Here is a 13,195-nt window from a genome sequence, read left to right as displayed (position 1 = left end):
GGCGTCGCATGCCATCGGCCGCGTCAGTTCGCGCCCAGGATGGGATCCTTCTCCCCCGTCATCTCCCAGCGGGTGAGGACGATGGGGATGACCCCGACATCGTAGAAGGCATCGAAGAATCGCTTCACGCTGAAATCCTCGCCCTCTTGGATGGCGTACTCCGCGAGCAGTTCCTCGATCTGGATCTTCCCTGTCACATAGCTCGTCCCGTACCCCGGTTGCCGCAGGTAGAGGCTCTGCTCGCCTCGCACGAGGTCGCCGTCCGGCAGCCACCCTCGCGGCGTCCATTTCATGGCGTGGGCCACGGCCTCCTCCATGTCGAACACGCCGCCGTGCAGGTAGAGGCCGCTGAGCGCCCGCGCGGCCCTTTGCGCCAGCATGACCCAGGTGAGTTCGCGCGACCGCGGGGATCCCTCGAGCAGCCCCAGATGCATGAACATCTCCTCCACGCCCGTGGCGAGTCCCTCCGACCGGGAGTCGAAGATGTTGTAGAGGGACGGCGTGGCCCGGATCGGGCTCGCGTGGGGGTCCACACGCATACGCGCGAGTTCGATCCAGTGATGCATGTGCGGCCGGAAGGAGTCCGGGTCGCGGTAGTTCACCTCGGAGAAGAAGTTCCGGATCTGGCCGGGTTCGGCGGGGGTGAAGCTCCCGTTGACGGCGCGGAGGGCGGGGTCCATCCACTCCGCCGTCGTCTGTACCTCCTCCTCGTCGAGGAAGCACATGTAGCGGTCGACGGACTCGTTCAGCCGTCGGTCGTATTCCTCCGCCGAGGCGATGCGTTCGAGTTCCGGCAGGTCCCGGTTGCGGTTCTCCTCCAGCCGCATCGAGGCGTGGGCGCGGGCGAGTTCGCGCCGCATGATCGTGACCTGTTCCTCCCACGAATACGGGACGAGGCGCACGTTCTGCATGTACCAGGTGTAGTTCTCCCGTCCGACCCCCGACGGACCGGTGCGGGAGGGCGCCTCCTCCTCGAGCCAGGCGATGAACGCCTCCGAAGCGGTGCGCGCGTTGGCGATGGCCTGGTCGAGCGCGGCGCTGGTCCCGGCCACCTGCGCCGCGAGGTTGTCGAGGTCCCGCACCTGACCCCGAAGGGCCCGGAGGCCGCCCAGCCACAGATCACGGGCGTTCGAGTCCGCGAGGTTCCCCCGCGCCTGGTCCAGCAGCGCCGGGATCGCGCCGATGCCTGCGGCGATTTCGGCCGCGTCCGCTTCCGAGAGCGGATAGTCGTAAGTCCAGAGGTCGATCCAGCCGTGGATGACCGGGCCCTCGTGGGCCGGCACGTCGCTCTCCGCCGCGAAGATGGTGACATAGAAGGCGGGGTCCCGCGCCCACGGGCGCCGCACGCGGTGATCGAAGTCGAGGCCGTTCATCTCGGCGCGAACCAGGTGCCAGTCGATCTGCTCCGCCATGGACCAGTCCGCCGGGGCCCCGCCGCCCAGCCGCACCCGCCACTGCGGGAGTTCCTGCTGCTGGCGCGCCATTGCCTCTCCCGAGTAGTCCGGCACTCCGTCGAGGAAATCGGGGCGCTCGAACTCCCGCCACTCGTCGAACAGCTGCAGCAGGTCGTCGTGTGAACCGGGACCTGGGGCGACGACGGCATCTCCGGGCCCGCTGGACACTTGCACCAGGAGGTAGCCGAGAACGAGGACCGCGATTCCCGTAAGGATGAACGACGGACGGAGTCGGCTGCGAGCCATGGTGCCTCCCGGAGGGGTGTAATCCGCGGATCGTTTCCTGCATAATGGTGCCGGTGTCGCGTCCCGGAAATCCGCGAGCTGACGTGAGTGCCGAGGCGCCGGGTCCTGCAGGGCACTCCGACGGAGAATAATGATCATGAACGCTTCGTCATTCCTCCGGTCCTTCTTCCGCCCGACTTCATTCCTCGCCCCGGCGGTCCTTGTCACCCTTGCTTCGACCGGCTCGGCAGCGGCCCAGGAACCGCCGGACACGGTCGTCGTGGTGCAGCAGCTCGAGGTCGTGGTGGGCTCACGGGCGGGGGTCGAGGATCCCGCCACGCTCTCCGTCCCCGTGGACATCTACAGCGCCGAGGAGATCGCGCGCATGGGGGAGGTCGACCTTGGCGAGGTGCTGGGCAAGATCGCGCCGTCCTTCAATTCCACGCGGTTGTCCGCCGGCGATGGCGCGGCCCTCCACGTAGCCACGTTGCGCGGCATGAACGGCGACCAGGTGCTCGTTCTCGTCAATGGCAAGCGACGGCACGGAGTCGCATTCGCGAAGTTGCTCGCGGCGGCCGGACAGGGGACGACCGGGACCGATCTGCGGGCCATTCCGGTCCACGCCATCAAGCGGATCGAAGTGCTGCGCGAGGGCGCGGCTTCGCAGTACGGCTCGGATGCCATCGCGGGCGTGATCAACATCGTGCTCAAGGACGACGCCAGCGGTGTGAGCGCGGCCACCTACCTCGGCCGAACCTCGCGTGGGGACGGCATGAGGCTGTTCACTTCGGCCAACGCCGGGGTTCCGCTCGGAGACGGCTTCTTCAACATCACGATGGAGATCGCGCGCCAGGAGGTCACGAACCGGGCGGGCGCCGCACCCACCTGCTTCGGTCCCGACCCGTCCTACGGCCCCTGTGCGGATGGTGGAAAGCTCATCCAGCTGCAGCGAAACGGCGAGCCCGACTACAAGGGCGCGGGTTTCATGGCCAATGCCGCGATCCCTCTCGGCGAATCGGCCGAGTTCTATGCCTTCGGGGGATACTCCGGGCGCGAAGCGGTCTCGGACGGCCTGTACCGCAAGGCGGACTGGGTGCCTCGCTCGGTCAGCTACGTCTATCCGGATGGCTTCTTCCCCATCGAGGAGTCGGACCTCATGGACAAGTCCGCCGTGGCGGGGCTGCGCGGCGACATGGGCGAGTGGTCGGGAGATCTCAGCCTCGGGTTCGGGCACGGCCGGTTCGCCTTCAACGCCGCGAATTCGATCAACCCGTCCTACGCGGCCGAGTACCTGGCGGGGAACCCCGGGGCCGACGGAGCCTCGATCGCGGCCAACGCCGGACCCAGGAACACGTTCAGCGGCGGGCTCAACGTGCGCCAGTGGACGCTGAACGCCGACGCGACGCGGGAACTCGAGGTGGGTTCGACCCCGGCGTTTCTGGCTGTTGGCGGAGCGTTTCGGAGGGACTCGTACTGGATGGAAGCCGGCGACCGGGCTTCGTGGGCGTGCGGACCGAGCGATACGCCCGGCAGCTTTCCGGCGGCCCATCACCAGAACGACGGGACCGTTTACGCGAGCTGCGGGATACAGGGCTACCCGGGCTACAGCCCGACCTCGGCCCGGCTGAGTGAACAGGACCGCAACAGCGTCGGAGCGTATGCGGATATGGAGTTGCGCTCGCCGAGCGGGCGTACTTTGGGCGGCGCTCTTCGCTATGAGCACTATACCGACGCTGGAAGTTCGCTGACCGGCAAGCTGGCCGGCCGCCTGGAGTTGGGCGAATCGGGCGCCGCGCTCCGCGGCGCGGTCTCCACCGGCTTCCGGGCGCCACGGCTGCCGCAGCGGGGATTCAACACGATCGGTTTCGTGGGCGGCAGCGAGGGTCTGGTAAGCGCCGGATTCCTGCCGGAGGGCGATCCGATCGCGTGCTCGGACTTCGGAGCCTGCTCGCTGAACCACGAAACGTCGCTCAGCCTCACGGGCGGACTCGTCTATTCCAACGACGCCGGCCTGTTGGTGACGGCGGACTACTACCGCGTCGCCGTCAAGGACGCGATTGCCCTGACCCGGAGCCTCGATCCGAGCCACGGGCTGCGGCCCGGCGCGCAGTTTCAGGGTCGGCCGGTGGACGCCGTGGCGTTCTGGACCAACGCGATCGACACGCGCACGCAGGGGTTCGACCTGGCGGCGAGCTGGCGCTTCCGCGGCATGGACTGGGGGGCTGCGGACCTGTCGGCCAGCTTGCACCGGAACAACACGAAAATCACCGCCAACCGCAACGAGAACTTCATCGGAGACACCCAGCAGACGCTGATCGAGGACTCGCAACCCGGACAGCGGATCGGCGTCAGCGCCGACCTGCGCTTCGCAAAGGGGTTCGGTGCGAGGTTCGGCGTGAACCACATCGGTTCCGTCACAACGCCGTTCATCTTCGAGGAGAACGTCACGATCGACGCGGCGGCCATCGCCGACCTGGAGTTCAGCTTCCGCGTGGGCGACCGCATCCAGCTGGGCGTCGGGGCCAACAACCTGTTCGACCGGCTGCCGAACCGGCTCCCGGACGACGCCGTGGCTCAACTCTGGACGATGGAGTACCCATCGGAGTCGCCCTACGGTGTCGCGGGACGCATCTGGTACATGCGGGTCAACGTGGTCGGGAACTGAGCGAGAATGACCCCGGCTGGACTCGAACCAGCGGCCTCGGGATTAGGAATCCCGCGCTCTATCCGCCTGAGCTACGGGGCCGGAGCGGCACCCGCCTGCTCGCCGGGAACCGCGCCGCGAATCTAGCGACCGAGCCTGAGGACGGCCAAGCGATCCAGCCGCCAGGATAGGGCGGACCGTTTGAAATCCCCTCTACGGGGATAGAGATTGCGCCCACCCGGCCGCGCCAAACGATCAGCCTCCCCGGAACCATCCATGCAACCTGTAGACACTCTCCTCCTTGGGCCTCTTGTCCTGACGATGGACGCCGAAGAACGGATCCTCGAGACGGGCGCCGTCGCGGTGCGGGACGGCGTGATTGTCGCGGTGGGAACGCGCGCGGACCTCGAAGGCGTGACCGCCGCCGAGACGATCGACGCCGCCGGGAAGCTGCTCATGCCGGGACTGGTGAACGTGCACACGCATCTGGGGGACTCCCTCTTCCGGAGTCTCGTGGAGGAGCTGCCGCTCGAGGCGTGGCTGGAGCGGCTGTGGATCTCCGAGCGCGAGTTCGTCAGCCGGGAGAGCGTCGAACTGGGGGCGCGGCTCTCGATGGCGGAGATGATCCGCGGCGGGACGACATGTGCGCTCGACATGTTCTGGTTCCCGGAGGCGGCCGCCGACGCGGCGCTCGGGGCCGGCTTCCGGCTCGTGACCGGACCCATCTTCTTCGACTTCGACGGACCCGATGGGTTGGCGGTCGAGCGCCGGATCGCCGCGGGCGAGCGCTGGCTGGAGCGCTACGCGGCCGAGCCGCTGATCACCCCGTGTGTGCAGCCGCACAATGCGCTCACGGTCTCGCCGGAGGGTCTACGGGCGGCCCGCGATCTGGCGGACCGGGCGGGAGCCCTCTTCCACACGCACTGCTCCGAGACGGCGACCGAGGTGCGGCAGACGACCGAACGCTTCGGGCACACACCCGTCGCCCATCTCGATGAACTCGGCACTCTGGACGACCACACCGTACTCGCGCACTGCGTCCACCTGGTCGACGACGATTTCGCGCGTCTCCGGCGCTCCGGGGCGGCGGTTCTCCACAACCCGCTCTCGAACCTCAAGCTCGGGTCGGGGATCGCGCCGGTCGCCCGCCTGCTGGAGGAAGGGATTCCCGTCGCCATCGGCACGGATGGCCCGGTGAGTTCGAACGACCTCGACATGTGGACCGCGATGCGTTTCGCAGGGCTACTGCAGCGTGGCGTTCACATGGATCCGATGCTCACGCCCGCCCGCGAAGTCGTCCGCATGGCGACGACGGTCGGGGCGGAGGCGCTGGGACTGGGCGAGCAAGTGGGACGGCTGGCGGAGGGCTACCGCGCGGACCTCATCCTCATCGATCTGGCACGACCCCACCTGATGCCGATGTACGACGTGTACGGCCACCTCGTCTACACGGTGGGCCGCGACGATGTGCGCTCGGTGATGGTCGACGGCCGCTGGGTCATGCGCGACCGGACCCTCGAGACGATCGACGAGGCCACCGTCCTCGCCGAGATGGAGCAGCTGGCCGCCGAAATCGAGCATCACGCCGCTCGCCTCGAACCCGCCTGAGTCAGGGAGAAAAGACGAGTCCCGCGAGAATCGAGAAGACACGGGTCGTCTTCGAGCCACCCAGACCCGGAGCGGAGCCACCCAGGCCCTGTATCCCGAGATCGTAGAGGAATTCGAGCGCCACTCCCATGTGGCTCGCAACGGGCACTTCCAGGCCCGCCCCGCCCGAGACACCGAAGTCCGTGTTTGAGAGCCGGATATCGGTAGCGTCGCAGTCGGCGTTGAAGCTCGCTCCGCCCCCGGAGACCGAAGCGGAACAGGCCGTCCGCAATCCCCAGTACGGTCCGAGCAGGAAGTACGCGCCCCCCCTGCGGCTCGCTTGCGTAAGCCCGATTCTCGCCAGAGCCGAGATACGGAAGTAGTCGACCTCGAGCTGCGGGACCCGCGGTCCTCCGCCGGCCTGGACGTAGCTCCCCGCGAATCGAAGACCCATGCTGCCCGAAACCGGCACCGTCGTGGACACTCCCAGGCGGATGCCGGACCTCGATTCCTGTTCCGTCAGAGCTTCCAGGTCGGCCAGTCTCGCTCGGGTCAGTCCGGCGTGAATGCCAACAGTGGTCTGCCCGCCAAGGGGGGATGCGGGTGCCAGACCTCCGAGGAAAAGGAGAGCAGCCATCGGAAGCGGAGAGATCTTCAGGCGTGCACCTCCGGTCGATGACCGACTCGATGCGGGAAGAGCCTCACAGAGAAAAGACGAGTCCCGCCATAACGGAAAGGACACGGGTCTTCGCGTCCTCCAGGTCCTTCAGACCCAGGTCGTACAGGGCCTCGATCGACACTCCCATGCCGTCCGAAACACCGACTTCCAGGCCGGCGCCACCGGACATTCCGAAATCTGTACCCGGCCAGTCGAGATCGGCTTCGTCGCAGTCGACGCCTATGCTCACGTCTTGTGCCTCGACGGACATGCTGCAGCCGGAACTGAATCCGACGAACGGTCCAGCGAGGAAATAGACCGCCACCCGACGGCCTTCCATGGGCAACGCGGCCCTGGCAAGAGCCGAGAAACGGAGGTAGTCGAGATCAAGCCCGGCCTTGATCCTCGCGTCTGGCGGCACGTCGTCCTGATCCAGACCGGGGACGAACCCGGACAGGTCGAGTGCAAAGCCACCCCCCGCCTGAACGTAGCCCCCGCTGAACCGGATCCCGAGGCCGCCTGTGACCGGGGCGGTCGCGGACACTCCGAAACGGGCCCGCGATCGCGATTCCTGAAGTACCGGTATTGGCGTGTCTCCGAACGAGAGCGTGCTGCGGGTGAGGCCGGCGCGGAAACCCACCACGGTCTGTCCAGCCAGAACGGGGACGGGTGTCACGCAGCTGATCGAGAAGAGCGCGACCAGGAGCCGGCGCGATGATTTCATGATCTGTCTCCAGGCGGGAGCAGGCGGGCGGGAGCACTGACGTCTGCTCTCGAAGCTACCCGTGCCTCGTGTCCGCAGCAAAGTAGATTCGGCCCGCCAAATGCTCCGGCGAAGGCCCCATGCGCCGAAGCCCGCCGTTCAAGGGGAGGCGTCGTTCGCGGGGACGATCGCGGGGAGGATGCGGTCCTGAAGCGCCGTCCAGCTGAAGAGTTCGGGCTGATCGTGAAGCGTCCAGCCGTTGAAGACGGAAATCAGTTCGTATTCGGGGACGACGTGGACGAACTGCCCTCCGTATCCGTTCCCCGCGAATACCCGCGTTTCACCATTCTCGTGCACAGGCACCCACCACTGGTATCCGTAGCCCGTGTCGAGCCGGTCGTTATCGGGCGCCACGGCGGGGACGACGGGTGAGGTCGACGCTTCGACCCATTGCCGGGAAACGATCTGACGGCCGTCCCATTCCCCGCCCCGCAGCATGAGGTATGCGATCCGGGCCACGTCGTGCGTGGAAAGGTAGAGGCCGCCCTCGCTGTCCACCTCGCCGTCGGGGGTGATCTTCCAGTAGTATTCTTCGATCCCGATGGGACTGAAGAGGCGTTCCTCCGCCCAAGCGTCCAAGCGCTGTCCCGCGGCTTGGCGCACGATCTTTCCGAGCAGCACGCTCACTCCGTCGTTGTAGTCGAAGCGCGTCCCTGGCTCGGTACCCACCGGCTGCGCGACGACGTAGTCGATCCACCGGTCGCTCGCCTCGAGGATCGTCGTGGGGTGCGTGTCGTCGTCGTACGTCTGGCCCGGGATCGCCCAGTCGATCCCGCTCCGCATGGTGAGGAAGTCCTCCAGCGAGGCGGCGGCGCGGCGCGGATCCGCGAGATCGACGCCATACGTCTCGAAGTACGGCCAGACCGGCGCCTCGACATCCGGAATGTGGCCCTCGTCCACCGCGATCCCCAACGCGACCGAGGTCACGCTCTTGGTGACGGACTGGAGCGAGTGCAGGTCGGTGTTCCGGTAATACGGGTGCCACGACGGATGATCGTAGTTGTACTGATGGTCGACGGTGTCCTCCTGCGCGGACAGGAGTTCGGCGTACGTCTCGGCGTGGTCCCAGTGCCGGTCCGCGATCACGCGGCCGTTGCGGATGAGGAGGAATTGGTCGATGAGGCCGTATCGACCCGCGTCGATATCGGCGATGAGCGAGTCGATCGCGGCAGGGTCGACCCCTCGGCTTCCGCCGTGGAGACGGGCCAAGTATCGCCCGGCCATCCGGGCCCCTCCGACTGCGGCGCGCAGGCGGCCAGGACGAAGTACGCCGCGAGCGAGACCACTTGGCCGAGGAGGTTCACCTGCACACGAAGGGTCACGCGACCGCTTCGGGTCATCGGAGGGCAGCGGCGACGTTGCCGCCGTCCACGGTGAGGATCGCGCCGGTCGTCGCGCGGGCGAGGGCCAGCGAGACGAACGCCCGGGCGACATCCTCGGCCCTGACCTCGCGGCCGAGGAGGTTGCCCCGCAGGTAGGTATCTTCGGTCACGCCGCGCGCTTCGGAGCGGGCCGCGATCATCTCGTCGGTGAGGACGCCGCTCCGGATGCGGTCGGCGTTGACGCCGTTCGATCGGATTCCCTCCCAGCCGTGTTCGATGGCGTACTGACGCACGAGTCCAAGGGTCGCCGCCTTCGGTAAACCGTACGGGCCGAAGTCCGGGCCCGGGTTGACGGCCTGCTTCGAAACGTTGAAGAGGAGGCAGCCGCCCGTCCCCTGGGCGCGCATCATGCGCACCGCCGCCCGCGTGACGCGCTGGTGGGCAAAGAAGTTCAACTCGAAGCTCTCTCGCAGCACGTCGTCCGACACGTCCGCCATGGGACCGCGCCAGGCCGCCCCGGCGTTCGAGACGAGAATGTCGACGCCTCCAAAGCGGGCGGCGACGATATCGAACGCGCGGTCGACGGACGCATCGTCTGTCACGTCGCATGGGACCGCGAGCCCCGCACCGGCCCCGGCGGCGGTGTCGAGCGAGGGGCCGGGGAGGTCGAAGAGGGCGACCTCGGCGCCGGCGGCCCGGAACGCGGTGGCCGTGGCCCGCCCGATCGCGCCCGCGCCGCCCGTGACCACCACGACGTGACGGGCCAGCGTCTTCTCCTTCGCGCCGGCCAGTTTCGCCTGTTCGAGCGACCAGTACTCGATGTCGAACAGCTCGGCCTCGGTGATGCTCTCGAAGCGGTCCATGCTCTCCGCGTCCGCGATGACATCGACAGTGGTCTCGGCGAGGTCCGCCGCGGCGGCCGCGGCCCGCGCGTCGCGGCCGCTCGCGAACAGACCCACACCCGGCACCAGGACCACGCGCGGACTTGGGTCGAGCATGCGTTTCGTCCCGCCGTAGCGCGGGTTGTGGCGCTCGAAGTAGGCCGTGTAGGCCGCCCGGTAGGCGTCGACCGCGGCCCGCGCCTCTCCGGTCCAGGCGGTGAGGTCGCCAGCGGGTGGCGCGGGGAGCACGACGGGGAGCGGCTTGGTGCGGATCGCGTGGTCGGGCGTGACCGTGCCGATCTGGCTGTAGCGCGACAGTTCTTCGCCGACGACGTAGGCGAGGATGGCCGGGCTGGCCCGGTGCTCGAGGATGAAGCGCTCGCACTCCGCCCCATTGCTCTCCCGCCGGTTCGCCAGCATGCCACGGATGGCGGGCGCGATCTCGCTCGCGGAAGCAACCGCGCCAGAAGTTGCGGCGCTGGCGAACACGGTCCTGCGCCCACCCTCGATGCGCGCTTCGGCGAGGCTGACGAACTCGATCATGAGTTCATACGCCTCCCGCGCCGTGTCTCCGAAGGTGAACAGGCCGTGCTTGATGAGGACGAGCCCCTCCGCCTCCGGATGGGCGTCCGCCGCCGCCTTCGCGGCCTTTGCGAGATCGAAGCCGGGCATGATGTAGGGGACGATCGCGGCGCGGTCGCCATAGACCTCGCGGCAAATCTCCTCCCCCTCGGGCTGGTCCGTGAGAACGAGGGCCGCATTGGCGTGCGTGTGGTCGATGAACGTGCGCGGCACCCACGCGTGCAGGAGCGTCTCCACCGAAGGGTTCGGCGCCTTCGAATCGAGCAGGTTGCGGCGTTGCAGGTTGACCATGTCCTCGTCGGACAGGGTGTCGATCTCCGCCAGCCCGAGGAGTGGGTCGAGTTGCACCGCGGGAAGTCCGGGGGGCTCGATCGTCCCCATGTCCCACCCGCTGCCCTTCACGTACAGCACGTCCAGTTCGGCGCCCGTCACATCCCGCGCCCTCGACTTGACCGACGTGTTCCCGCCCCCGTGCAGCACGAGCCGCGGCTCGGCCCCCAGCAGCCGCGTCGTGTAGACCCGGAGCGCGAGGTCCTCCCCGACTCCGTCGACCGCATAGCGCTCGACGAGCTCGGCGGCCTCCTGATCGTTCCACGCGCTCTTCATCTCATCTCCCCGTCGCCAAGGGTGTGTCCCGCCAGCGGATGGGGTCGTCCCGCCATCGTGAGCGTTGCCCCGCTACCGGCAGGGAGGGTACGGACCTCCCCGGAACTCGTCCAGCAACGTAGGATGGTGCGGTCCCGGCGCCGGGCCGGGCGGTTCGCCGGAGATCCGATGACCTGGCCACGAAGCGACCTCGTTCCAGTCGTGCTCGCCGCGCTGCTCGTGGCTCTCCCCGTCGTTGCGCAGGAGCCGCCGGCCCCGGGGGAGGCGGAGACCGGCGTGGCATCGCTGCCCCGCCCCACGCTCGTCGCGCGGGCGCTGACGGCCCCGATCCGCGTGGACGGGATCCTGGACGAGCCCGCCTGGCAGGCCGAGCCGGCCACCGGCTTCATCCAGGCGGAGCCGGACGAAGGGCTGCCCGCCACCGAGCACACGCACGTCTGGGTGGCGCACGGCGACGGCAACCTGTACGTGGCCGCCCGCCTGCACGACGCACAGCCCGACCGGCTCGTGGTGAACGATATCCGCAAGGACTTCGACGACCGCGCGCAGGATGCGTTCGCCGTCATCCTCGACACGTTTCACGATCGCCGGAACGGCTACGTCTTCGTGACGAACCCGGCCGGTGCCCGGGCCGACCGCCAGATCGCCAACGAGGGCCGCGAGATCAACGCGAGCTGGGACGCCATCTGGCGGGTGGAGACCCGCCGGGACGACGAAGGCTGGACCGTGGAGATGGAGATCCCCTTCCGGTCGATCCGCTCCGCCTCCGCGAGGGACGTGTGGGGGATCAACTTCAGCCGCCGCATCCGGCGCAACAACCAGATCGCCTTCTGGTCCCCGGTGCCCCGCGCGTACGGCCTCACGCGGCTGTCGCTCGCCGGCACGCTCACCGGACTGCCCGCGACGCGGAGCGCCGGGCGCGACCTCCGCCTCACCCCGTACGGGCTCGCCAACACCGTCCGCGGAACGGGCGGCCCCTCGTTCGACCAGGAACTCCAGGGAGGCGTCGACGTGAAGTGGGGCCTCACGCGCGGCCTCGCGCTGGACGTCACCGTGAACCCGGACTTCGCCCAGGTCGAAGCGGACGAGCAGCGCGTGAACCTCACCCAGTTCAGCCTCTTCTTCCCGGAGAAACGCCGCTTCTTCCTCGAGAACTCCGGGCTCTTCTTCATGGGCGACCAGGCGCGGAACACCCGCGGCAACCTCCTGCCCCGCGTGGACGAGGACCTCCTCCCCTTCTTCAGCCGGCGCATCGGGCTCACGGAGGATGGCAGGACCCAGCCGATCCGCGGCGGCGTGCGTCTCACGGGCAACACGGCCGGGCTCCAACTCGGCGCGATGGCGATGCGGACGGGCGATGTGGAGGGGGTGCCGGGCAGCGATTTCGGTCTCTTTCGGGCGCGGAGGAACGTGTTCCAGTCCTCTGAAATCGGCGGAATCTTCATGTTCCGGCGCGCGGCGGACGGAGGCGCGGAAGACTTCAACCGGATCTACGGGGCCGACACCAACATCCGCTTCCCGCGCGAGGTCGATCTCAGCGTGTACTACCTGACGTCGGACGCGAAGGGGCCGGGGGGCACGGCCCGGGGCGAAGCGGGAGTCGCGCCGTCACCCGCCGGTGAGCGGGGCGGCCACACGGTACGCGCGTCGATCGGCCACGACGGCAACTTCCTGCACTTCAAGCTCGCCTACATGGAGATGTCGCCGGACTTCCAGAACGACCTCGGCTTCCTCCGGCGCACCGGGTTCCGGAAGTACTTCGTCGACTGGGGGATCCGGCCCCGCTACGAGTTCGCGCGCCGGCTCGGGGTACGTGAGATCCACCCTCACCTCGAGTGGCACTACTACGACGATCTCGACAACCGGATGCTCGCCAAGTGGCTGCACACGGGCGTCACCTTCTTCATGAACAACGGAGGCAACGTTCAGATCCAGGTGGACCCGCGCTTCGAGCGCATCGACCGGCCGTTCACGCTCGACCGCCGCATCGACCCCATCCCCGCGGGCTCCTACAGCTGGGCCCCGTGGTCGCTGACGGGGGGGACGGACGCGAGCCGCATGTTCTCCTTCCGCTGGCGGGGCACGCTGGGCGAACTGTGGAGCGGGACGCAGAAGTCGGTGTCGCTGACGATGAACTTCAAGCCGTCCCATGCCTTCCGGGCCTCGGTGGGGATGACGCGGACGGACGCGACGCTGGACCTCCCGGACGCGAGCTTCGTGCGGACGCTGTGGACGGTGCGCACCAACTATTCGTTCAACCCGGACATGTTCGTCGACGCGCTGATCCAGTACGACCCGGCGTACGACGTCTTCAACTCGAACGTGCGCTTCAACCTCATTCACGCGCCGCTGAGCGACCTCTACCTGGTGTGGAACGAACAGCGGATCACGACCGGCGACGGCACCCCCCCGGGCCGCAGCCTCACCCTCAAGATGACCCGAATGCTCGCCTTCTGAGGCCTCGCCGAGGGTG

Annotated in this window: 8 protein-coding genes and 1 tRNA gene; 3 read left to right on the top strand and 6 right to left on the bottom strand. The window is 68.2% G+C overall.

Going from position 1 to position 13,195, the window contains the following annotated elements:
- Positions 1 to 23: 23 nt before the first annotated feature.
- On the bottom strand, positions 24 to 1,700 hold the full coding sequence (locus tag ACOOGH_RS16510; protein WP_420449954.1) for a DUF885 family protein: 1,677 nt from the start codon (positions 1,698 to 1,700) through the stop codon (positions 24 to 26).
- Positions 1,701 to 1,836: 136 nt separating this feature from the next.
- Between ACOOGH_RS16510 and ACOOGH_RS16505 the strand changes: the two genes are divergently transcribed.
- Positions 1,837 to 4,344, top strand: a complete 2,508-nt coding sequence (locus ACOOGH_RS16505) for a TonB-dependent receptor plug domain-containing protein (protein ID WP_420449953.1) — start codon at positions 1,837 to 1,839, stop codon at positions 4,342 to 4,344.
- A 7-nt stretch (positions 4,345 to 4,351) separates the two neighbouring features.
- On the opposite strand, the gene ACOOGH_RS16500 is transcribed toward ACOOGH_RS16505, so the two are convergent.
- A tRNA-Arg gene (locus tag ACOOGH_RS16500) sits at positions 4,352 to 4,425 on the bottom strand.
- Positions 4,426 to 4,599: 174 nt separating this feature from the next.
- Here ACOOGH_RS16500 and ACOOGH_RS16495 point away from each other — a divergent pair.
- On the top strand, positions 4,600 to 5,931 hold the full coding sequence (locus ACOOGH_RS16495; RefSeq protein WP_420449952.1) for an amidohydrolase: 1,332 nt from the start codon (positions 4,600 to 4,602) through the stop codon (positions 5,929 to 5,931).
- Between the two features lies 1 nt (position 5,932).
- On the opposite strand, the gene ACOOGH_RS16490 is transcribed toward ACOOGH_RS16495, so the two are convergent.
- From ACOOGH_RS16490 to ACOOGH_RS16475, 4 genes are all read right to left on the bottom strand, one after another.
- Positions 5,933 to 6,547: an outer membrane beta-barrel protein gene (locus ACOOGH_RS16490; RefSeq protein ID WP_420449951.1), complete on the bottom strand. Its 615-nt coding sequence runs from the start codon at positions 6,545 to 6,547 to the stop codon at positions 5,933 to 5,935.
- Positions 6,548 to 6,611: 64 nt separating this feature from the next.
- Positions 6,612 to 7,292, bottom strand: coding sequence for an outer membrane beta-barrel protein (locus ACOOGH_RS16485; protein ID WP_420449950.1), 681 nt, complete (start codon positions 7,290 to 7,292; stop codon positions 6,612 to 6,614).
- 138 nt (positions 7,293 to 7,430) lie between these two features.
- Entirely contained in the window at positions 7,431 to 8,555 is a 1,125-nt protein-coding gene (locus ACOOGH_RS16480; RefSeq protein ID WP_420449949.1) for a serine hydrolase domain-containing protein, read from the bottom strand.
- 112 nt (positions 8,556 to 8,667) lie between these two features.
- Complete coding sequence (locus ACOOGH_RS16475; protein WP_420449948.1) at positions 8,668 to 10,722, bottom strand: bifunctional aldolase/short-chain dehydrogenase; 2,055 nt, start codon at positions 10,720 to 10,722, stop codon at positions 8,668 to 8,670.
- A 168-nt stretch (positions 10,723 to 10,890) separates the two neighbouring features.
- Here ACOOGH_RS16475 and ACOOGH_RS16470 point away from each other — a divergent pair, with 168 nt between their 5' ends.
- On the top strand, positions 10,891 to 13,179 hold the full coding sequence (locus ACOOGH_RS16470) for a DUF5916 domain-containing protein (protein WP_420449947.1): 2,289 nt from the start codon (positions 10,891 to 10,893) through the stop codon (positions 13,177 to 13,179).
- The last annotated feature ends 16 nt before the right edge of the window (positions 13,180 to 13,195 follow it).

The sequence above is a fragment of the Candidatus Palauibacter sp. genome (genome assembly GCF_965213655.1).
Lineage (GTDB): Bacteria > Gemmatimonadota > Gemmatimonadetes > Palauibacterales > Palauibacteraceae > Palauibacter.
This window is presented reverse-complemented; position numbering and strand designations above follow the sequence as displayed.